General features: G+C 27.6%; 24 protein-coding genes. 23 read left to right on the forward strand and 1 reads right to left on the reverse strand.

The genetic code is table 11. The features are described from left to right. Positions 1–9: 9 nt before the first annotated feature. From ACQPVP_RS05045 to ACQPVP_RS05155, 23 genes are all read left to right on the forward strand, one after another. Positions 10–231 (forward strand): FeoA family protein, encoded by a 222-nt coding sequence (locus tag ACQPVP_RS05045; protein WP_430847875.1) that lies wholly within the window; start codon positions 10–12, stop codon positions 229–231. Between the two features lie 12 nt (positions 232–243). After that, on the forward strand, positions 244–2,118 hold the full coding sequence (gene feoB, locus ACQPVP_RS05050) for a ferrous iron transport protein B (RefSeq protein WP_430847877.1): 1,875 nt from the start codon (positions 244–246) through the stop codon (positions 2,116–2,118). Positions 2,119–2,358: 240 nt separating this feature from the next. Then, complete coding sequence (locus tag ACQPVP_RS05055) at positions 2,359–4,113, forward strand: ABC transporter ATP-binding protein/permease (protein WP_430847879.1); 1,755 nt, start codon at positions 2,359–2,361, stop codon at positions 4,111–4,113. A 1-nt stretch (position 4,114) separates the two neighbouring features. Next, positions 4,115–5,791: a thiol reductant ABC exporter subunit CydC gene (gene cydC / locus ACQPVP_RS05060; RefSeq protein WP_430847881.1), complete on the forward strand. Its 1,677-nt coding sequence runs from the start codon at positions 4,115–4,117 to the stop codon at positions 5,789–5,791. Positions 5,792–5,884: 93 nt separating this feature from the next. Beyond that, positions 5,885–6,175 carry a nitrous oxide-stimulated promoter family protein gene (locus ACQPVP_RS05065; RefSeq protein WP_430847883.1) on the forward strand — a complete coding sequence of 97 codons (291 nt, stop codon included), beginning with the start codon at positions 5,885–5,887 and terminating at the stop codon, positions 6,173–6,175. Between the two features lie 36 nt (positions 6,176–6,211). Then, positions 6,212–6,622: a YbaN family protein gene (locus tag ACQPVP_RS05070; RefSeq protein WP_430847884.1), complete on the forward strand. Its 411-nt coding sequence runs from the start codon at positions 6,212–6,214 to the stop codon at positions 6,620–6,622. A gap of 11 nt (positions 6,623–6,633) precedes the next feature. Continuing rightward, positions 6,634–6,954 carry a hypothetical protein gene (locus ACQPVP_RS05075; RefSeq protein WP_430847885.1) on the forward strand — a complete coding sequence of 107 codons (321 nt, stop codon included), beginning with the start codon at positions 6,634–6,636 and terminating at the stop codon, positions 6,952–6,954. A 93-nt stretch (positions 6,955–7,047) separates the two neighbouring features. Beyond that, entirely contained in the window at positions 7,048–7,281 is a 234-nt protein-coding gene (locus ACQPVP_RS05080; protein WP_430840406.1) for a glutaredoxin domain-containing protein, read from the forward strand. A gap of 87 nt (positions 7,282–7,368) precedes the next feature. After that, positions 7,369–8,022, forward strand: a complete 654-nt coding sequence (locus tag ACQPVP_RS05085; protein ID WP_430847887.1) for a Crp/Fnr family transcriptional regulator — start codon at positions 7,369–7,371, stop codon at positions 8,020–8,022. 105 nt (positions 8,023–8,127) lie between these two features. Beyond that, positions 8,128–8,409 carry an ArsR/SmtB family transcription factor gene (locus tag ACQPVP_RS05090; protein WP_430847889.1) on the forward strand — a complete coding sequence of 94 codons (282 nt, stop codon included), beginning with the start codon at positions 8,128–8,130 and terminating at the stop codon, positions 8,407–8,409. A 106-nt stretch (positions 8,410–8,515) separates the two neighbouring features. Then, the gene (locus ACQPVP_RS05095; RefSeq protein ID WP_430847891.1) at positions 8,516–9,307 is read left to right on the forward strand and encodes a GTP pyrophosphokinase; all 792 of its coding nucleotides are present in this window, start codon (positions 8,516–8,518) and stop codon (positions 9,305–9,307) included. A gap of 288 nt (positions 9,308–9,595) precedes the next feature. After that, positions 9,596–10,531 carry an ABC transporter permease gene (locus ACQPVP_RS05100; protein ID WP_430847893.1) on the forward strand — a complete coding sequence of 312 codons (936 nt, stop codon included), beginning with the start codon at positions 9,596–9,598 and terminating at the stop codon, positions 10,529–10,531. Further along, on the forward strand, positions 10,531–11,484 hold the full coding sequence (locus ACQPVP_RS05105; RefSeq protein ID WP_430847895.1) for an iron chelate uptake ABC transporter family permease subunit: 954 nt from the start codon (positions 10,531–10,533) through the stop codon (positions 11,482–11,484). The genes ACQPVP_RS05100 and ACQPVP_RS05105 overlap by 1 nt, the downstream gene beginning before the upstream one ends. After that, positions 11,481–12,236, forward strand: a complete 756-nt coding sequence (locus ACQPVP_RS05110; protein ID WP_430847897.1) for an ABC transporter ATP-binding protein — start codon at positions 11,481–11,483, stop codon at positions 12,234–12,236. The genes ACQPVP_RS05105 and ACQPVP_RS05110 overlap by 4 nt, the downstream gene beginning before the upstream one ends. 53 nt (positions 12,237–12,289) lie before the next feature. Beyond that, positions 12,290–13,246: a siderophore ABC transporter substrate-binding protein gene (locus tag ACQPVP_RS05115; protein WP_430847899.1), complete on the forward strand. Its 957-nt coding sequence runs from the start codon at positions 12,290–12,292 to the stop codon at positions 13,244–13,246. 297 nt (positions 13,247–13,543) lie between these two features. Beyond that, on the forward strand, positions 13,544–14,095 hold the full coding sequence (locus tag ACQPVP_RS05120; RefSeq protein ID WP_430847901.1) for an NADH peroxidase: 552 nt from the start codon (positions 13,544–13,546) through the stop codon (positions 14,093–14,095). A 200-nt stretch (positions 14,096–14,295) separates the two neighbouring features. Continuing rightward, positions 14,296–15,723 (forward strand): cardiolipin synthase, encoded by a 1,428-nt coding sequence (gene cls, locus ACQPVP_RS05125; RefSeq protein ID WP_430847903.1) that lies wholly within the window; start codon positions 14,296–14,298, stop codon positions 15,721–15,723. A gap of 700 nt (positions 15,724–16,423) precedes the next feature. Next, on the forward strand, positions 16,424–17,437 hold the full coding sequence (gene aroF / locus ACQPVP_RS05130; RefSeq protein ID WP_430847905.1) for a 3-deoxy-7-phosphoheptulonate synthase: 1,014 nt from the start codon (positions 16,424–16,426) through the stop codon (positions 17,435–17,437). A 246-nt stretch (positions 17,438–17,683) separates the two neighbouring features. After that, a complete protein-coding gene (gene aroB, locus ACQPVP_RS05135) occupies positions 17,684–18,727 on the forward strand; it encodes a 3-dehydroquinate synthase (RefSeq protein WP_430847907.1) in 1,044 nt (347 codons plus the stop codon). Between the two features lie 193 nt (positions 18,728–18,920). Then, on the forward strand, positions 18,921–20,213 hold the full coding sequence (gene aroA / locus ACQPVP_RS05140; RefSeq protein ID WP_430847909.1) for a 3-phosphoshikimate 1-carboxyvinyltransferase: 1,293 nt from the start codon (positions 18,921–18,923) through the stop codon (positions 20,211–20,213). Then, a complete protein-coding gene (aroC, locus tag ACQPVP_RS05145) occupies positions 20,191–21,273 on the forward strand; it encodes a chorismate synthase (protein ID WP_430847910.1) in 1,083 nt (360 codons plus the stop codon). Before aroA ends, aroC begins: the two co-directional genes overlap by 23 nt. Continuing rightward, positions 21,273–22,400: a prephenate dehydratase gene (gene pheA / locus ACQPVP_RS05150; RefSeq protein WP_430847912.1), complete on the forward strand. Its 1,128-nt coding sequence runs from the start codon at positions 21,273–21,275 to the stop codon at positions 22,398–22,400. The genes aroC and pheA overlap by 1 nt, the downstream gene beginning before the upstream one ends. A gap of 63 nt (positions 22,401–22,463) precedes the next feature. Continuing rightward, complete coding sequence (locus tag ACQPVP_RS05155; RefSeq protein ID WP_430847914.1) at positions 22,464–22,655, forward strand: hypothetical protein; 192 nt, start codon at positions 22,464–22,466, stop codon at positions 22,653–22,655. Positions 22,656–22,847: 192 nt separating this feature from the next. Here ACQPVP_RS05155 and ACQPVP_RS05160 read toward each other — a convergent pair whose 3' ends face one another. Next, the gene (locus ACQPVP_RS05160) at positions 22,848–23,156 is read right to left on the reverse strand and encodes a hypothetical protein (protein WP_430847916.1); all 309 of its coding nucleotides are present in this window, start codon (positions 23,154–23,156) and stop codon (positions 22,848–22,850) included. Positions 23,157–23,295 lie beyond the last annotated feature (139 nt).

Genomic DNA, 23,295 nt, shown 5'->3' on the forward strand with positions numbered 1-23,295 from the left:
GGAAGAGTTATGACTATATTCAATATGAAGGTTGGGGAATCTGGAACGATAAAAGAGGTAGGAGGAGATCCTAAGTTAGCTAAGAGGCTTAGGGCTTTAGGTTGTGTAAAGGGGACTGAAGTTAAGGTTAAGTTAGTTGCACCATTAGGGGACCCAATATTAATATCATTTAGAGGTTTTGATTTAGCTATTAGAAAAACAGATGCAAAAAATATTTATTTAAATGTTTAAGGAGTGGGTAAAATGATAAATGTAGCATTAGTAGGTAATCCTAATACAGGAAAAACCACAGTTTTTAATGCTTTAACTGGGGCAAAACAATATGTAGGGAATTGGCCAGGAGTAACTATAGACAAGAAATATGGGTTTATAAATAAGGACATAAAGATAGTGGATTTACCAGGTATTTATGCCATGGACACATATTCAAACGAAGAGAAAATATCAAGATCTTATTTAGAAAATGAAGATGTTGACTTAATTATAAATGTAGTAGATGCTACAAATTTAGAAAGAAATTTATATCTTACAACTCAATTAATGCAATTCAATAAGCCAATATTAGTTTTGTTAAATATGATGGATATAGCTAATAAAAGAGGTCTTAATATAGATATAGAAGCTTTAGCTAATAAGCTTGGTGTTAGTATTTTACCAATATCAGCAAAGAACAAAACTGGATTAGAAAATATATCAGAAGAAATTAATAAATCTAAAGAAATTATTCCAAGTTATAATTTAAAATTTAATAGTGAAAAAGAAGCTTATTCTTTTATTGATAAGGTCATAAAAGATTCAGCTAAAGGAAAAGGTAGATCAAAATACATAGGAGAAAAGATAGATAAGGTAGTATTAAACCCAATATTAGCATATCCGGCATTTTTAATAGCGTTATTTATAATATTTAAATTTACATTTAGTTGGTTTGGACAACCATTAGCTGATGCTTTAGATGCTTTTATAGCAGATACATTTACACCAATAGTAGAAGGATTAGTTGCAAATTCATCACCATGGTTCCAATCATTAATAGTTGATGGTATAGTTGCTGGAGTTGGAGGAGTTTTAGTATTTTTCCCAATAATATTTTCCCTTTTCATTGGTATATCATTCCTTGAAGATTGTGGATATATGTCAAGAATGGCTTTCCTAATGGATAGAATAATGAGAAAAATCGGATTATCAGGAAAGGCATTTATTCCAATAATAATGGGATTTGGATGTTCAGCACCAGCAATAATGGCAACTAGAACTCTTGAAAGTGAGAAAGATAGAAAGATGACAGCTTTATTAGCACCACTTGTAACTTGTGGAGCTAGATTACCTGTATATGCTTTATTCGCTTCAATTTTCTTTGCTTCAAATCAAGAATTTGTAGTAATGGGATTATACTTATTAGGAATAGTGGTTGCAATTTTAGTAGGATTATTATTTAAAAATTCTTTATTTAAGAAAGATGAACAACCATTTATATTAGAACTTCCAGAATACAAAATGCCAACTTTAAAGAGTATATTATTAAATGCTTGGGACAAGTCTAAAGGCTTTATAATAAGAGCTGGAACATTAATATTTGCAGTATCAATAGTAATTTGGTTCTTAACTTACTTTAATATGAGTGGATTTACAGATGAAATAAACAATAGCTTTTTAGCAAGTATTGGTGGATTTATATCACCTATATTCAAACCATTAGGTTTTGGTGGCTGGCAAGCTGGAGTATCAATTATTACAGGATTAGCAGCAAAGGAATTAATAATAGGAACTATGGAAATAGTATACGGAGATTTGGCTGTAGTACTACCAACTATGTTTACAGCAGTAACAGCATTAACTTTCTTAGTATTTGTTTCATTATATACACCATGCTTTGCAGTTATAGGTGTTATGAAAAAAGAATATGGAACTAAGATGATGTATTTATCAATTGCTTATCAATTTGTATTAGCTTGGGTAGCAGCATATTTATTTAAATTTGTAGCAACACTTATTACAGGAGGAGTGACTCTTGCATACACAATAGAATTCTTAATTTTCTTAGGAATATTATCATTAGGAATCTTACTTTTAGTTAAGTATTTTAACAAGGAAGAAGTTAGGGAAGCAGTACACTCATAATTGAATGAAGAATTAAAAATTAAGAATTAAGAATTAGAAATAAGAACTCAGCTTTGGCTGAGTTCTTATTTTAAATTTTAAAAAGTTATTTATGTATGATAGTAAATAAATATACAGTAAGGCCTTTATAAAATAAAAATTATTTTATAATTATCCATTGAAAATTACTATCAGTTAATGTATACTATCAATTGTACTTATAGAATGGAAATAAATATCGGTATGTCGGAGGAAGATATTATGATGATTAATAAAAGGCTAATAAATTTATGTAGCCAATCAAAAAAATACATAGGTCTTACTATATTAGCAAACTGGATTGCAATTATATGTAATATAATTACAATTATGCTTATTGGACAGTTTATTAATAAGGTTTATGTTGGTGGAGTAAGCTCTATAGATATGAATTCAATTTTAAAACCAGGAATTATAATAGGTTTACTTTTAATTATAAGATTTATATCTAATATTCTATATGCTAAGTTTTCTAATTTAGCTTCATCTGAGGCTAGAACCACTTTAAGAGAACTTGTATATAAGAAGTTACTTAAGTTAGGTACTGGATATAGTGGTGTTGAAAGTACATCATCTATAGTTCAAGTAATGGTAGAAGGGGTAGAACAATTAGAAATATATTTTGGTAAGTATTTACCACAATTTTTCTATTCATTATTAGTACCAGTTACATTATTTGTATTTATGAGCTTTATATCAGTTAAAGCGGCCTTAGTATTTATACTTTGTGTACCTCTTATTCCGATATCGATAATTGCAATAATGAAAATAGCAAAGAGAATTTTAAAAGACTATTGGAAAAGCTACTCAGATTTAGGTGGAAGTTTCTTGGAAAATCTTCAAGGACTTACAACTTTAAAGGTTTTTGATATGGATGAAGAAAGACATCAAAAGATGAATGTAGAGGCAGAAAAGTTTAGAAAAATAACAATGAAGGTTTTAAGTATGCAGTTAAATTCTATTACAATAATGGATTTAGTTGCTTTTGGTGGTGCAGCAGCAGGAACTATAGTTGCTTTAATTCAATTTAAAAATGGAGATTTACTACCAGGAAGCTTACTTATAATAATACTTTTATCTTCAGAATTCTTTATTCCTCTAAGACTTTTAGGTTCTTACTTCCATATAGCAATGAATGGAATGGCAGCTTCAGATAGAATCTTTGGTATTTTAGATGCAAAAGAAAGAGAAAAAGAAGTTGATGATAAAGTAAAAGAAATTAAAGAAGATATAAACATTAAACTTAAAGATGTTACCTTTAGTTATGATGGTGAAAGAGAAGTATTAAAGAATATTAATATGAATATTACACCTAATGGAATAGTTGCAATAGTAGGTGAAAGTGGTTCAGGTAAGAGTACTATAGCTTCTATAATATTAAATAATTATAAAGTTAACAAGGGACAAGTTTTATTAAATGATATAGATATTGAAAAGCTTAATTCAAATCTTGTATATGAAAATATAGGTTTAATATCTACTAATAGCTATATTTTCAATGGTAGTATTTTAGATAATCTTTTAGTAGGTAATAAGGATGCTACTGATGAAGAAATTAAGAAAGCATTAAAGGTTTCAAGATTATATGATTTTGTACAAGGATTAAAAGATAAATTAAATACTAATGTAGGAGAAGGCGGAAGTGCCCTATCTGGAGGACAAAAGCAAAGATTAGCTTTAGCTAGAGCTATACTTGCAAACAGAAAGATGATAATTTTCGATGAAGCTACTTCAAATATAGATGTAGAAAGTGAAGAGGCTATTTGGGAAGCTATATATGACCTTTCTAAAGACAAAACTATATTAGTAATATCTCATAGATTAGCTAATGTTAAAGATGCTAAAAATATTTATGTTATGAATAAGGGAGAATTAGTAGAAGAAGGAACTCACAATGAGTTAATGAATGCTAAGGGATATTATCATAACATGGTAAACAAACAAAATGAATTAGAAGAAATTAGGGAGGTTTGCTAATATGAAAAGAAGATCAGGCTTCCAAATAATGAAGAGACTAATAGTAGAATTAAAACCACTTGCACCTATAATGATAATTACAATTTCTATGGGAGTATTAGGATTTTTAGCTGCTATTTCAATAGCTAGTTTTGGAGCAATTGCTCTTGGTGCATTTATTGGAGATATAACTTTTATAAGCTTTAAAGGAGCTTTAATAGTAATGGTTGTAGCTGCATTACTAAGAGGATTCTTAAGATATGGTGAACAATTATCAGGACACTATATAGCATTTAAGATTTTATATATTTTAAGAGATAAGATTTTTACTGTTTTAAGAAAACTTGCACCAGCTAAATTAGAAGGCAAGGAAAAGGGAAACTTAATTGCTTTAATAACTTCAGATATTGAGCTTTTAGAGGTGTTTTATGCTCACACAATAGCACCAATATCTATAGCAATAATAACAAACAGTATAATAGCTATAATATTATTTTTAATTAATCCGATTTTTGGAGTTGTAGCTGCTATATTCTATATAATAGTAGGTTTTGTAATACCATATGCTTCTTCAAGTTTCGCAAAGGAATCAGGAGTAAATTACAGAAATATTTTTGGAGAAAGTAATAACTATGTTTTAGACTCTTTAAGAGGTTTAAAAGAAGTATTATTATATAAAAACGGTGAAGAAAGACTTAATAAAATAAATGAGAATTCTAAAAGATTAAATAAAAGCTTAGATAAGATAAAGGAACATGAGGGAATTATTAGAGCTACTACAGATATTACAATAATGATAGCAATATTAACTTTTGTTTTACTTGGTACAAGTAAGTTCTTAGCAGGTGAAATCACATTTACAACAGCTATAGTAGCTATAGTAATAATAGCATCATCTTTTGGACCAGTAGTTGCACTAAGTAACCTTTCTAATACATTACTGCAAACTTTTGCTTGTGCAGAAAGAATATTTGAACTTTTAGATGAAAATCCACAAGTGGAAGAAGTTTCAGGAAAAAATGATATAGTTTGTAAAGATATAACTTATAATGATGTGACCTTTTCTTATCCAAATAGGAAAGAAAAAATATTTGAAAACACTAGTTTAAATATTAAAAAGGGAGAAAAGATTGCATTAATAGGAGAAAGTGGAATAGGTAAGAGTACATTTATTAAGCTAATAATGAGATTTTGGGATGTTAACTCAGGAGATATAAAATTAGATAATATAAATATTAAAGAAGTCAATACTAAATCTCTAAGAAATACCCAAAGATTAGTTAGCCAAGAAACTTATCTTTTTAATGAATCTATAATGGAAAATATTAAGATAGGAAATAAGAATGCTACAGAAGAAGAAGTTATTGAAGCTGCTAAAAAAGCATCTATACATGATTTTATATTAACATTGCCTAATGGATATGACACAAAAGTTGGAGAACTTGGTGGAAATCTTTCTTCAGGAGAAAAGCAAAGAATTGGATTAGCTAGAGCCTTCTTGAAAGATAGTGAAGTTCTTATATTAGATGAACCAACTAGTAATTTAGATGCTTTAAATGAAGGGGAAATTTTAAAGTCTATAAATGAAAACTGTAAAGATAAGACTATAATTCTTATTTCACATAGAAAGTCTACAACAGCTATATGTGATAAAGTTTATAAGCTAGAAAATAAAAAAATATTAGAATATCATAAATAATAAAAATAGTATAAGTTAATAAAGAGGATGATAAATCCTCTTTATTAATAATCATTATTGATAATGATTATCAAAATCTAGGGGAGTATGTATATGACAAAAATAGAAAGAGAAAAAAGAACTATTGAACTTATGATAAAAATTTATTGTAAAAAGAAACATAAAAATAATGAATTATGTGATGAGTGTCAGGAGTTATTAGAGTATGCACATAAAAGACTTACGTTCTGTAAGTTCGGAGAAGAAAAGAGTACTTGTGCTAAATGTCCAATGCACTGCTATAAAAAGGATATGAAAGAAAAAGTTAAGAGGGTTATGAAATTTTCAGGTCCGAGATTACTTATTTATAATCCAATAGAGCTATTCAGACATATGACTTACTAGTAAGTAATATAAAATTTTAGAATGGGAGAAATTAACATGAAATCTATAAAAAAATATGTTTATATAACGGTAGGACTTATCGCTGTGGTATTAGGAGCAACAGGGGTTATACTTCCTATACTACCAACTACACCATTTTTATTATTAGCATCTTATTGTTTTGCAAAAGGATCTGATAGATTTAATAACTGGTTTATTAATACAAAATTATATAAAAATCATTTAGATTCCTTTGTTAAAGAAAGAGCTATGACATTAAAAGAGAAAATTTGTATTTTAGCTTTTGCAGATTTTATGCTAGCTTTTCCATTAATTTTTTTAGATAGCTTATTTATGAAGCTTGTGATTGTAGTACTTATATTATTTAAATTTTATTATTTTATTTTTAGAATTAAAACTATAACAAAAGAAGAAAAAGCATTAATGAAACTTAATAAAGAAGTTTAATTGGAGGATCTATGGAAAGAATATCATCAAATTTATTTATGCTAGCACTATTAATTTATTATATACCAAAACTTTTTAAGATAAAGAAGTTTAATTTTATAAAGGCACATATAGTTATTGGAAGTTTATCTGTATTAGCAATGTGTATAGCTCTAATACAAAAAATAGGACAAGCAGATTTTATAAAATATATTGGTTTTACTTCCATTATGGTTGCAATTGGAGTAACAGGATACTTTTCTATAAGAAAAAGGGGACTAGTGAGAAAAATACATATAGCTAGTACTATTGGATTTTTTGGCTATTTATTTACAGTTGTAGCTATTTTATAATTAATTATCTTTTGTGACTTTGTTACAGTCAAAAAAGTAAAATAAGAATATACTTATATCATAAAAAGAATTTATGATACGGAGGAATTCAAAATGAATAATATAAAAGTATATACAACAAATACATGCCCATGGTGTACAAAGGTTAAGAATTATCTAAAAAGCAAAAATTTAAATTATGAAGAAGTTAATGTTGGATTAAATAGAGTGGCAGCAATGGAAATGGTAACTAAGAGTGGACAAATGGGAGTTCCAGTTTTAGATATTAACGGTAATATAGTTGTTGGATTTGATAAGGGAAGAATAGACTCATTATTAGATTTATAATTATTAAACATTATCTAATTAATTGATTACTAAAAAAAGTAAAGCTACAATTAAAGTAGTTTTACTTTTTTATTTTTAGGGGGAACTATGGATTTTAGATATGAATTATTAAAGGCATACCCTTTTTTAAGGGAGGTTGAAAATGAAGTATTGGATTTATTTTTTAAAAGAATAATTGTCAATAATTATGAGGCTGGCCAAAATATATTTAGCGACAAGGTAAGCTGTATAGGTTTTTCTTTTATTTTAGAAGGGCGTCTTAGAATTTATAAGATTGGTGATGATGGAAAGGAAGTAACTCTTTATAGAATTGGTAAAGGAGATAGCTGCTTTAATACTATTTTATGCGCATTAACTGATTCGGATGAGATTTCTTTTGCAGATGTAGAAGAAAATGCTTTAATAGCTATTCTACCAATGGATATATTTAAAAAATATTTAGTTAATAACAGTAGCTTTTTAAAATATATGTTTAAAAATTTATATAATAAATTTGAAAATGTAGTTGAAGGGTTAGAAAAAGTAACTTTTGATAGTATTGAAAATAGGCTTATAAATTACTTTAATCTAAAGCTTAAGGATAATAATGGTGCAAGAATTATATATACGACCCATGAAAAGATTGCAGCTGACATAGGATCATCAAGGGAAGTAGTAAGTAGGAGCTTAAAAGCATTAGAAAAAAGAGGGTTATTGGAGCTTGGAAGAGGAAAAATTAAAATGAAAAATTGGATTTATTAAGAAAAACTTGACAATTAAGTAAGTGTATCTTAAAATTTGCATATAGTAATATCATTGATATTATTATAACAATGTTGAAAAAATGGTATTAAGTGGAGTGGTATAATGGATAGTAACTATAAACAATATGAGGATGTAGCAGAAATGTTAAAGGTTTTAGCACACCCAGTTAGACTTTGTATAGTGAAAAATCTTTTAGAAAAAGGCGGCTGTAATGTAACAAATATGCATAGTTGTTTAGGTATGCCTCAATCAACAATTTCTCAACATCTTCAAAAGTTAAAAAGTATAGGAATAATAAAAGGTGAGAGAAATGGCCTAGAAATAGTATATGAAGTTGTAGATAAAAGAGTTGACAAAGTAATAGAAGCTTTATTAGATAAATAAAACAATTTGAAATAGTAATATATTTTATAACCTTTAAGAATTTGATTACACTTTTCAATATTTTTGATATAATAATTAAGGTGAAGTTTGAAAAGGGTGATGTAATATGGCAATTCATGATTGGAAAAGTTTTTTTATGCCTTATGAGCAGGCAGTAGATGAGCTAAAGGTTAAGCTTAGAAGTATAAGAAAGGAATATAGAAAAAGAAATGAATACTCACCTATAGAGTTTGTTACTGGTAGAGTGAAGGAAATTTCAAGTCTTTTAGAGAAGGCTAACAAATTTAATATTCCAGTAGATAGACTTCAATATGAAATTGAGGACATAGCGGGCATAAGAATAATGTGCCAATTTGTAGATGATATAGATAAGGTAGTTGAAATAATTAGAGGAAGAAAAGATATGCAGATCCTTTACGAAAAAGACTATGTTAGGGGAGTAAAGGAAAGTGGGTATAGAAGTTATCATATTGTTATTAAATATCCAATAAATATGGCAGAAGAGCAAAAGGAAATACTAGCAGAGTTTCAAATAAGAACTTTGTCAATGAATTTCTGGGCAACTATAGAACATTCGTTAAATTATAAATATAAAAAGCAGCTGCCTGATGTGGTAAGGGAGAAGCTTAAAAAAGCAGCAGATGCAGCATTTGAATTAGATGAACTTATGTTGGATATTAAAGATGAAATCAAAGATGCACAAAAATTATTTGAAATTAAATCAGATATTATCTCTAATATAATGCATAATATTTTAACTTTGAAATCTTTTGGAAAAAATGCAGAAGCAAATAGATTTGAAAGTTCTTTAAATAAGCTAGTTGAAGATGGAGAAATAAATGAGCTTAATAATTTATTAGTAATAGTAAAAAGAGAAGTGAGTAAATACAGAGACTAGTATAAATGTATAATGTAGATTAATGGAGAAAATATAAAGAAATTTAAATTAAAAAATAAAATATAATTAATGAAGGAATTCAGTTTTGTCTGGATTCCTTTTATTTTTTATAAAACTATAGAGTTTAAATTATGGATAAGTAATTTTATTTGTATGTATTTATCAAAAATAACGAATAATTTACACACTTAAGTGGATTATTTTTCAAAATATGTTGACAGTGATAATCTTTATCAATTATAATGGTAATCAGTTGATATGAATTATCAAATGACGGGAGTGGAGTTTATGGCTAAAAAATCTTTGTGGATTATAACGATATTATTATCAATTATTTCAATTTTTGTTGGAGTAATAGATATAAACATATTTAATTTAACTTCAGAAGATGTACAAGTTCTTATGATAAGTAGGCTTCCAAGGTTAATAAGTATATTAGTAGCTGGTGTTGGAATGAGCATAAGCGGTGTTATTATGCAACAAATAAGTAATAATAAATTCATTTCGCCTAGTACAGCAGCAACTGTAGATTCAGCCAAGCTTGGAGTTTTATTTTCAATGATAATATTTACTTCAGCAAGTATATTTCAAAAAATGATTTTGGCTTTTATCTTTTCTGTAACAGGTACTTTTATATTTATGACAATACTTAAGAAGATAAAGATAAAAAATGTAATATTTATACCTTTGGTAGGTATTATGTTAGGAAATGTAATTGGATCTATAACAGACTTTTTTGCATACAGATTCAATTTAAATCAAAGTATGGGAGCATTTTTACAAGGAAGCTTTTCGACAGTTTTAAAAGGAAATTATGAAATTTTATATTTAAGTATACCTTTAGTTATTATAGCTTTTTCATATGTACATAAATTTACCTTAGCAGGTATGGGGGAAGAAATGTCAATAAGCTTAGGACTTAATTATAAGAGAGTAACTAATTTAGGCGTTATAATAGTTGCTTTAATTTCCTCTTTAGTTGTAATAACTGTAGGTAGCTTGCCTTTTGTTGGGCTTGTAATACCTAATATAGTTTCTATATGGAAAGGTGATAATTTAAAAACTAATATGCCACTTGTAGCTCTCTTAGGGGCAAGCTTTGTTTTAGCTTGTGACATAATTAGTAGAGTTATAATAGCCCCATATGAAGTTCCTATTAATTTGACTATAGGAGTTATTGGAGCAGTAATATTCCTTTATTTAATACTTAGGAGGAATAACTAATGAATAAGAATAAAAAACAAATAATAATAATGTCAATTATAGCGTTAATTTCCTTAACTCTTTTCATAGTATGGGGATTAACAGCTAAAAATTATAGATTTAATTTATCATTAAGAATTCCTAAGGTATTAGGTATTTTAATTGCAGGTGGAAGTATTTCAGTAGCATCTATACTATTCCAGACAATAACAAATAACAGAATTATAACTCCAAGTATTATAGGTTTAGATTCTTTGTATAGTTTAGTTCAAACAGTTGTTGTATTTGTTTTTGGATCTACATCATTATTTATGGTGAATAAAACTATTAACTTTTTAACATCAGGAACATTAATGGTGCTTTTAGCAATGATTTTATTTAAAGTTGTTCTTAAAAAGAGTAAAAACAATATATTTCTTTTACTTTTAGTAGGAACAGTAGTAGGAACATTATTTAGAAGTATGTCATCATTTATGCAGGTTTTAATTGATCCAAATGAATATGATGCACTTCAAACAAAGTTATTTGCTTCATTTAGTTTAGTTAATACAAAGATAATATTTGTTTCTATTATAATTATAGTAATATTAGGATTATTTTTATATGAAGATTTTGGTAAATTAGATGTTATGTCATTAGGAAGAGAACAAGCTATAAATTTAGGCGTTGATTATGATAAGTTTAGCAAAAAAATATTAGTTATTGTAGCAATTTTAGTTTCATTATCAACGGCATTAGTTGGCCCTATAACATTTTTAGGAATATTAGTTGTTAATTTAACTTATGAAATAACGAAAACATATAGACATTCAGTTCTTCTTATAGTTGGTACTCTTATAAGTATAATAGCATTAGTAGGTGGACAATTCTTAGTAGAGAGAGTGTTTACATTTAATACAACTATAAGTATAATAATCAACTTTATTGGTGGAATTTACTTTATAAATCTATTATTAAGGGAGAGTAAGCTATGATAGAAGTAAGAAATATAAATAAAAGTTATGGGAATAAAAAAGTTGTAGATAATGTTTCTTTTAATATAGAAGAAGGAAAGATAACTTCTTTTATAGGTCCAAATGGTGCTGGTAAAAGTACTGTTTTATCTATAATATCAAGACTTATGGATGCAGATTCAGGTGAAGTATTTATAGATGGTAAAGAGATAAAAGAATGGGATTCAAAGGAGTTATCAAAAAAACTTTCTATATTAAAGCAAAGTAATAACTTAAATATAAGATTAACTATTAGAGAGCTTGTTTCATTTGGAAGATTTCCTTATTGTGAAGGAAAACTTAAAAAGGAAGATGAAAAAATAGTAGATAATGCTTTAGAATATATGCAACTTACAGATATTCAAGATAAATATCTTGATGAGTTAAGTGGAGGACAAAGACAAAGAGCATACATAGCCATGATAGTAGCTCAAGATACAGATTATATTTTCTTAGATGAACCATTAAATAATTTAGATATGAAGCATTCAGCTGAAATGATGAAAATGCTTAGAAAAATGGTTAATGATCTTGGAAAAACTATAGTAATTGTAATACATGATATAAACTTTGCTTCTTGTTATTCAGATACAATAGTAGCATTGAAAAATGGCGAACTTATAAAACATAGTGAAACTAGAGATATGATAACTGAAAAAAGTTTATCAAAGCTTTATGATATGGACTTTAATATAAGAGAAGTTAATAATCAAAAAATATGTATTTATTTCTAGTATAAAAATGATATAAATAAAAATTTATATAAACATAAAATGGAGGTATTTTAATGAGAAAGAAAATTATAGCTATATTAGGTATGGTTATGGCATTATCAGTAGGGGTTATGGGATGTACTAGCAATAGTGCAGGAACAGATAGCAATGTAGCAGCACAAGAAGAAAATAAAACAATTGTTGTTACAGATCAAAAAGGTGAGGTAGAAGTACCTGTTAATCCTAAAAATGTAGTAGTTTTAGATTATGGTTCATTAGATATAATGAGTAAGTTAGGGGTTGAACCTGTAGCACTACCAAAGGGTTCATTACCAGAGTACTTATCAAAATATGAAGATGAAAAATATACTGATTTAGGTGGATTAAAAGAATTTGATTTAGAAAAAATAAATGCAGCTGAACCAGACTTAATTATAATTGAAGGAAGACAAGCATCATATTATGAAGATTTAAAGAAAATTGCTCCAGTATTATACCTAGGTACAGTTAATAATGATATATTTGCTTCAGCAGAAAATAATGCTAAAATTTTAGGACAAATATTTGAAAAAGAAGACCGTGTAACTTCTGAATTAGAAAGCTTAAATAAGAGAGTTGAAGCTGTAAAGGCTAAAGTAGAAGAAAATAATTCAACAGCTTTAATGGCAATGTTTAATGAAGGTTCATTATCAGCTTATGGTGTAGGGTCAAGATACGATATGGTTTATAGCAAATTTGGATTCAAAGTAGTGGATGAATCTATAGAATCTTCAAATCATGGTCAAGAAATATCATTTGAGTATATAAAAGAAAAGAATCCAGATTATTTATTTGTTTTAGATAGAGGAGCTATAACAGGAGCACAAGCATCTGTTAAAGAAGCTATGGAAAATGAATTAATAAAGACAACAAAAGCTTATGAAGATGGACATATAGTATATGTAAACCCACAAGCTTGGTATGTTGGTGGAAGTGGATTACTAGCAATAGATGCTATAATTTCTGATATGGAAACAGCAGTAGGAATATAAAGTAATAATTAATAATATATATTTTAAAAAGTAAGGAGCTATTAAAAATAGCTCCTTACTTTTTGGCTTAAATGCTTAATTTAAGAAAAATAATGTTTGTAATGATAAAATATTAATGAAAATATTAATTTAATGATAAAATTTGTGTATATAGCAGTATATTTTAGAAATTTAATAAAAATATATTTCTATATTTACAATGGATAATAATTATTATATAATAATTATTGTCGAAGAGATAAGGTGAATGAAATAAATTTAAATATGAAAAAGAAAAGATATAGGAGGATTTTAATTATGAAGAAATTTGTATGTACAGTATGTGGATATGTTTATGAAGGGGATATGGCACCAGCACAATGTCCAATATGTAAAGCTGGAGCTGATAAGTTTGTTGAACAAACAGGAGATTTAAGTTGGGCAGATGAACATAGAGTTGGAGTTGCTAAAGATGTAGATCCAAGAATTATGGAAGGATTACAAGCAAACTTTATGGGAGAATGTACAGAAGTAGGAATGTACTTAGCAATGTCAAGACAAGCTGATAGAGAAGGATATCCAGAAGTAGCTGAAGCTTATAAGAGAATAGCATTTGAAGAAGCAGAACATGCTGCTAAATTCGCTGAATTAATTGGAGAAGTTGTAGTAGCTGACACAAAAGCTAACTTACAAGCTAGAGTTGATGCTGAGCACGGTGCTTGCCAAGGAAAAATGGATTTAGCTAAATTAGCTAAGGAATTAAACTTAGATGCAATCCATGACACAGTTCATGAAATGTGTAAAGACGAAGCTAGACACGGACAAGCATTCAAGGGATTATTAGATAGATATTTCGGAAATAATAAATAGCCTATACTATATAAAATATATATAATAAAAATAAGAAGCTATAAGGAGCAAAGTAATCCTAATAGCTTCTTATTTTTAAATTATAAAAAGTTAACAAATATATAATATTAAATTTAAATTATTATATTTAAATAATGATAAAATTAAGTATAATTAAATGATAAGATAAAATATTTAATATAGAAATAGAGGTGAAATAAATGCATGCATCTGCTTGGATTATAATAGCTTACCTTGTTAGTATCTTATGTGCTATATCATTAATATTTATTGAACGTAAGGAGGCTACAACTACTTGGGCATGGCTATTAATTCTACTGGTATTGCCAGTAATAGGTTTTATATTATATTTGATGTTTGGTCAAAATTTAAGTAGACAAAAGATATTTAGAGAGAAAAAGGTTACGGATGAAATAAAATCTAAGGAATTATTAGAGAAATTTAAAGAAGAAGAAAGAAGTAGCAGAATGTCTGAGGAATTTATAGAGCTTATCAGAATGAATTATAATCATTCAGGAGCTTTATACACTAATGGTAATAGCATTGAAACCTTTATAAATGGTGAAGATAAATTTAAAGCTTTAATAGAGGACATAAGATTAGCAAAGAATTTTATACATATTGAATACTACATATTTAGATTAGATGAATTAGGTAAAACTATAATTAAGGAATTAAAGAAAAAGGTAGATGAAGGTGTAGAGGTTAGGCTTTTAGCTGATGGTATGGGATCTAAAAGCTTAAGGAATAGGGATATTAAGTACATAAGAAGTCTAGGAATTAAATTTTATTTATTTTTCCCAGGAATACTACCTTATGTTAACACTCGTTTGAACTTTAGAAACCATAGAAAAATAGTAGTTATAGATGGAAAAGTAGGTTATGTTGGTGGATTTAATGTAGGAAATGAGTATATAAATAAAGGAAAGCAATTTGATTTTTGGAGAGATACTCACGTAAAAATTAAAGGAAGAGCTGTTGACGAACTAAATAAAAGGTTTATATTAGATTGGGATTATGCTTCAGAAGGAGAATTAAATACATATGAAAAGTATTTTCCAAAACAAAGTGAAGAAGGAAATATTGGAATACAGATAATTTCTTCAGGACCAGATCATAAAGAAGAATATATTAAAAATGCATATATGAAAATTATTAATGATGCAAAGAAGAGTGTTTATATTCAAACTCCATATTTAGTTCTAGATGAACCTATGAAAGAGGCATTAAAAATTGCTGCATTATCAGGGATAGATGTTAGAATAATGGTACCAGGAAAGCCAGATCACTTTTTTATGGCATGGATATTAAGTGCTAACATGGGTGAGCTTATGGAATATGGGGTTAAAATTTACAAATATAAAAAAGGATTTATACATTCTAAAACTATTGTAGCAGATGGAAAAATTGCAAGTATAGGAACAGCTAACTTAGATATTAGAAGTTTTCAGCTTAATTTTGAAATTAATGCAATTATTTTTAATTGTGATTTTGCATCTAAGCAAGAAGAAATATTCAAAAAAGATATTGAAGATAGTAAGCTAGTTACATTAGAAGAATATAATAATAGAGGAAGATCTATTAGAATTAAAGAAGCATTAATTAGACTTATAGCACCAATATTATAAAAATGTAAGCATTTTTATAATTGATAATTGGTAATGCATAATTAAGGAGAAAAATCCCAAAGGATTTTTAATAAAAGGTTATTTCTACAAAATTAATTTAAGTTTTATGGAGTAAAACATCATTTATTTATTATTAATTAAACATATTCTTAGGAATATTGACAATCTGCTAAGTTTTGGTATAATTAGGTAAAGAATTCAAATTTATGGAGGAACTTATGAAAGGAATTACAAATAAAATAGCAAAATTTTATAGCTTTTTTTACTTTACATTCTGGGGCTTTTTCTTTAGCGCTGGCTATTTATTTTGCAAAAAAAAATAATTCTTTTCAATGTGAGTTTTTAATATAAATTTGTATATTTTGATAAGGAATATATAGTGATTATTATAAGAGAACTCCTAGGGGTTCTCTTTTTTTACTCTTTAGGAAATTATAAAGATGTTACCCTATGAATAACTTTTTTATAATTTCCTTCCTTAAGCTTTGAAGTGATTCTATTAATTTTGCGATGACTTGGAGCTTGCGACGGAATAAGAAAAATTATATAGAAGTACTTTTTAATATAAAAAATGATTTGAATTAGTAAATAGAATAATTTAATAGAAATTTAGTTTCAATATTTGATTTTAAATAATCTAGCTAGCTAGATTATAACCTAAATTATTCATTATTAATTAAATTTAAAGGGGGCTTTATTCATGGTAATAATTTTAAAACCAAGAACAAAACAAGAGGAAATTGACAAGTTAACAAATGAATTAGAAGGAGAAGGTGTTAAAGTTAACCCTGTAATAGGAACAGATCTTATTATTTTAGGATTAGTTGGAGACACTAGTAAAATTGATGCTTTAAAAATTGAGGCTAATGATATTGTAGAAAAAGTAATGCATGTTCAAGAGCCTTTCAAGAAGGCAAATAGATTATTCCATCCAGATGATAGTATAATTAATGTTGAAGGACAAGAGATTGGTGGAAGTAAACTAGCAATGATAGCAGGTCCATGTTCAGTAGAAAGTGAAGAGCAGTTAACTTATATTGCTGAGGAGGTCAAGAAGTTAGGGGCAAACTTCTTAAGAGGAGGAGCATTTAAACCAAGAACTTCTCCATATAGTTTCCAAGGATTAAAATATGATGGATTAGAACTTTTAAAGATTGCAAGGAAAAAGACAGGACTTCCAATAGTAACGGAAATTATGTCACCATATGATATTGAAATTTTTGAAAGAGACGTAGATGTTATTCAAGTTGGTGCAAGAAATATGCAAAACTTCGATTTATTAAATGAATTAGGTAGAACTAAAAAGCCAATATTATTAAAAAGAGGTTTATCTGCTACAATAGAAGAATGGCTTATGTCAGCGGAATACATTATGGCTGGTGGAAATGAAAATGTAATTCTTTGTGAAAGAGGAATAAGAACTTTTGAAACTTACACAAGAAATACATTAGATTTAAGTGCTATTCCGGCTGTTAAGAAGCTAAGTCACTTACCAGTAATAGTAGATCCAAGTCATGCTACAGGAAAGAGATTTATGATATCTCCACTTGCAAAGGCAGCAGTAGCAGTAGGAGCAGATGGACTTATAATTGAAGTTCATAATAATCCAGAAAAAGCACTTTGCGATGGACCACAATCAATTAAACCAAATGACTACAACAATTTAGTAAAAGAATTGCAAGCAATTGCAGCAGCAGTTGGAAGAGAGATATAATAAAAATGAAGAATGAAAAGTTAAAAATTAGTGTTGAAATTCAAGCAAGTTGAATTTCTTAAAATAAATTTAACGATTAATTTTAAAATTACAAGAAATATTAGATGAAATTTGGAGAATTATATTTACAAATTAGCGTGAAAATTTAAAATGAAAAATTAATGTGGAAATTCAGCCAAGCTGAATTTCTTCTATAATTTATCATTCTTCATTTTTAATTTTACATTTAAATAGGGGTGTATAGTAATGAAGTTAGATATAGATTTAGCTCATAGTAGCTATGATATAATTATAGAAAAGGGAATATTTAGTAAATTATCTGATGAAATAAAGAAAGTGTTTACAGGAAATAAGATTTTTATATTAACGGATAAAAATGTAGATAAATTTTATGGAGATATAGTTATTAAAGAGTTAGAGACTGCTGGTTATGAAATTAATAAATTAGTTTTAGAGCCTGGTGAAGAAACTAAAGCTTTTTTTACATTACCAAAAGTATATGATGAGCTTTTGAATTTTAAGCTTACTAGAAGTGACTTAATATTAACATTAGGTGGAGGAGTAATTGGAGATTTAGGAGGCTTTGTTGCAGCTACATATTTAAGAGGAGTTTCTTTTATTCAATGTCCAACTACTTTATTAGCTCAGGTGGATAGTAGTGTTGGTGGAAAAGTTGGAGTAGATTTAGATAGAGGAAAAAATTTAGTAGGAAGCTTTTATCATCCAAAGAAAGTTATAATAGATCCAAATGTTTTAGAAACTTTAAGTGATAGAGTCTTTAATGATGGAATGGCAGAAGTTATAAAGTATGGATGTATAAAAGATAAAGAATTTTTTTATAAGCTTCTAAATTATAAGAACAAAGAAGAAGTTATGAACAATATTGAATACATTATTCACAATTGTTGTAAAATCAAAAAAGAAGTTGTGGAAATGGATGAAAAAGACACTGGGGAAAGAATGAAATTGAATTTTGGACATACAATAGGTCATGCTTTAGAACAACATTATAATTATAGTAAGTATACGCATGGAGAAGCAGTAGCAATTGGAATGTATGAAATAACTAAGATAAGTGAATCCTACGGAGAAACTGAAAAAGGAACAGCAGATATAATAAAGAATATATTAATAAAATATAATTTACCATACAAGTTAGACGTTGATATAAACGAAATAAAGGAAGCTATGAAGTTAGATAAGAAAAATATCAATAAAAAACTTAATCTAATTTTTATTGATAAGATAGGAAAAAGCAAAATAGTACAGCGAGTTTTAAAAAATGAATAATGAATAGTGTATAATGCATAATTAAGGAAGTAGCTGTCGCACAATGAAAAATTAAGAATGAGTAATGAAAAATTAATGAAAAAACTCTTAAAAGAGTTTTTGAAAGGAAATTAATTTTAGTAATTCTGTAAGAATTACAACAATAATTATTCATTCTTCATTTTTAATTCTTAATTCAAACAAGGGGGTTTTTATGCAAGGTATAAAAGTAGAAAATAGTAAGTTAAAAGGAATAGTTAAAGTTCCGCCTTCTAAGAGCATGGCACATAGAGCTATTATTTGTGCAGCTCTAGGTGGTGGGGTTTCAATAGTAGAAAATATAGATTACTCAGATGATATTAATGCAACTATAGATGGAATGGTAGCTTTAGGAGCATATATTGAAAAGGATGGGGATAGGCTAACTATTACAGGAGCCTTTAATAAGGATAATAAAAGAAATGCAGTTAGAACTATTGATTGCAATGAATCGGGTTCTACATTAAGATTTTTAGTCCCTGTTTCCCTTCTATTTGATGGTATGACTAAGTTTGTAGGAAGAGGAAATTTAGGAAAGAGGCCATTAGATACTTATTATAATATATTTAAGAATCAAGGAATTAGCTATAGTACAGTTGAGGGGAAGTTAAGCTTAAAAATTAAAGGAATTTTAAGTAGTGGTGAGTTTACTTTGCCAGGAAATATAAGCTCTCAATTTATAACAGGACTTTTATTTACATTACCTTTATTGGAAGGGGATTCAAAGATAATAATTAGTACAGAGCTTGAATCTAAGGGATATATAGATTTAACCTTATCTTGTATGAGGGACTTTGGAATTTCTATTGAAAATAATGATTATAGAGAGTTTATAATTAAAGGAAATCAAAGATATGTTTCTAGAAATTATAGAGTTGAGGGAGATTATTCTCAAGGAGCTTTTTATCTTTGTGCAGGCGCTTTGGGATCAGAAGTTGAAATTAAAGATTTAAGATTAGATTCACTTCAAGGAGATAAGGAAGTTATAGAAATTTTAGAAAGAATGGGAGCTAAATTTAATTGTGGAGCTAATTTAAGCTGTAAAACTCAAAATGAATTAGTTTCTACATTAATAGATGGTTCTCAATGTCCAGATATAATCCCTGTAATTTCATTAGTAGCTGCTTTATCAAAAGGAAGAACAGAAATAATAAATGCAGGAAGACTAAGAATTAAAGAGTGTGATAGATTAAGGGCTATAGTTACTGAGCTTAATAAGCTTGGTGCAAAAATCGAAGAAAAAGAAGAGGGGCTAGTAATACATGGAGTTCAAGAGTTAGAAGGCGGCGTAGAAGTTTGGAGCTGGAAAGATCATAGAATTGCCATGACTTTAGCAATAGCGGCAACTAGGTGTAAAAAGCCTATAATTATAAAGGATTATGATTGCGTAGCAAAATCTTATCCGAGATTTTTTGAAGATTATAAAATGCTAGGAGGAGCTATATATGAGTGGAGTATGGGGGAATAATATAAAGATTTCTATATTTGGTGAATCTCATGGAAATGCAATAGGTATAAATATAGATGGACTTCCATCTGGATTTGAAATTGATATGGATAAGATACTTCTTGAAATGGAAAGAAGGGCACCAGGAAAAAATCAATTATCAACCTCTAGAAAAGAAGCTGATTTACCAGAAATATTAAGTGGCTTTTTTGAAGGAAAAACTACGGGAACACCACTTTGTGCAATTATAAGAAATAGTGATACTAGATCTAAGGATTATTCGAAAACTAAAGATTTTATGAGACCAGGGCATGCTGATTTTACTGGATATAAAAGATATTCAGGTTTTAATGATTATAGAGGTGGTGGACATTTTTCAGGAAGAATTACAGCACCATTAGTATTTGCAGGTGCTATTTGTAAACAAATATTAGAAGAAAAAGGTATAGTTATAGGTGCACATATTTCATCAATAAAAGATATAGAAGATGAAAAGTTTAATAGTATAAATATATCTAAAGAAGGATTATTAGAATTAAGAAAAAAAGAGTTACCATTAATAAATACATCTTTAGAAGAGAAGATAAAGCATACTATAATGCAAGCTAAATATGATGGAAATTCAGTAGGTGGAACTATAGAATGTGCAGTACTTGGTATAAAACCAGGAATAGGCAATCCATTTTTTGATTCAGTAGAATCTACATTAGCTCATCTTATGTTTTCTGTTCCAGCAGTTAAAGGAATTGAATTTGGCAAAGGATTTGAAATGACAAAGTTATTTGGATCAGAAGCCAATGATGAATATTATTATCAGGGGGATTTGGTAAAAACTAAAACTAATAACAATGGTGGTATCCTTGGTGGAATAAGCAATGGAATGCCTATAGTATTTAAGGTTGCAGTAAAGCCAACAGCATCAATATTAAAGGAACAAAATACTATAGATATTAAAAATAAAAAAGATGTTAAATTTAGAATCGAAGGAAGACATGACCCTTGTATAGTACAAAGAGCTGTACCTGTAATTGAAGCAGTTACTGCAATAGGAATACTAGACTTAATAGGGGGAAGATATTAATGGGAAACTTAGAAGACTATAGGAGAGAAATTGATTTTATAGATAGAAAATTAATTTCTTTATTTGAGAAAAGAATGGATGTTGCTATTAAAGTTGGGGAGTATAAAAAAGAAAGAAATCTTCCAATATTTAATGGAAAAAGAGAAGAGGAAGTTATTGAAAAAAATATAAATCTTCTTAATAATAAAGATTATAGTGATATAACTAGAAGTTTTTTTGAAAAAGTAATGGAGCTTAGTAGATCTCTTCAAGCTAATTTAATGGAAAAAAATAAAGAGGTTACTAATTGCGTTATAGGAGAAAAAAAAATAAAAATAGGATACCAAGGAGTTGAGGGATCCTTTAGTGAAGAAGCTTTAATAAAATATTTTAAGTCTTATGATTCACTTCAAAATTATGATGAATTTATAGATGTATTTAAGGCTTTAGAAAAAAATGAAATAGAATATGCCATACTTCCTATTGAAAATTCTTATACTGGAGCAATCACTGAAGTATATGATCTTTTAGTTAAATATAATTTTTATATAGTTGGAGAAGAGTGCATAAAGATAGATCAACATCTTATGGGGATGCCAGGAGCAGACATTAATAATATTGAAGAAATATACTCTCATCCTCAAGGATTTGATCAAAGTAAGGGTTTCTTAAGTAAATATGATAATGTAAAACTAATACCATATCATAATACAGCTATAAGTGCTAAATTGGTTTCAGAGTTAAAGGATACAAGAAAAGCTGCGATTGGAAGCAGAAGAGCTGCTGAAATTTATGGATTAGATATATTAAGAGAAAGTATTAATGATAAGAAGGACAATCATACTAAATTTATCATTATAGGAAAAAAATTAAGAAATGATGATACATCTAATAAAGTCAGTGTTGTATTTTCTCTAGAAGATAAGGCTGGAACATTATATAAACTTTTAAGACATTTCGCAGAAAATAATATTAATATGATTAAGATAGAGTCAAGGCCTAATAAGCATGAATCATGGAAGTATTTACTTTATGTAGACTTCGAAGGAAACTTAGAAAATAACTTAGTAAAAAATGCTCTGGATCTTATAGAGAAGAATAGTGGATATTTTAAAGTAATAGGAAATTATAAGGAGGTTACTCTGTGAACAATGGGTTCCAATTTGGAATGATATTAATTATGCCTAATTAAATAAGGGGGCCATAATAAAATGACTGTTACTAATCAAGATCTATTTAGATACTTACTTGCTATTGTTATTCTAGTTACGTTTATTGCAATGATTGTTTATTTTTTGATTGGTTTAAAAAATAAAAACTATGCAAAGGCAAAAATATTTGCAATTATCTATGTATGTTCAAATGCATTGAGACTTCTATTAGAGCATTTTAATATGTATTGATTTAAGACTTTGTTTTTATATATTGCTATTTAAAGGGATGTCCTTCGGATATCCCTTTATGTCATATATATTTAAATAGTATTTTAAAACAAAGAAATTAATTTTAGCAATTATGTAAGAGTTACATCAATAATTCTTTATTTTTAATTTTTATATTTCATTTTATCTTTGTAATAGTATTCGTTATATTAATTATTTAACTTTAATTCCTTTGCAATTTGTTTTACTTAAACAATGTGGACAAAATAATTCTTTATAATTCACACCTATATTTTTACCAAACACATTCTGTTTCAAAGTGATTTCGAAAATTTTTCCACAGGTGTCGCATTTCCATTTGTAACTGAGGGTGCTCCAATACATTAAAAGATAAATTCCAATTACTAAACTAATTATACTAAATATAATTATCTTAAAGTTTAAAATAGCGCCTACTAAAGTTAAGGTTAATGATACTATGGTTAAAAGAGACGCTATTATAAAGTGTATTTTATTTTTCATACTATCCACCTCGATTTAAATTACTATTTTTTAATATTGCAAAATTTAACTACTTGTTTTTCTATTATTTCCAATTATAATACATTAAAATTTATAATTTTTCTTGTCATTTTCTTAATCACTTTTATCATTGTAACAA

The organism is Clostridium nigeriense (genome assembly GCF_050585265.1).
In the GTDB taxonomy this organism is placed as follows: domain Bacteria; phylum Bacillota; class Clostridia; order Clostridiales; family Clostridiaceae; genus Clostridium; species Clostridium nigeriense_B.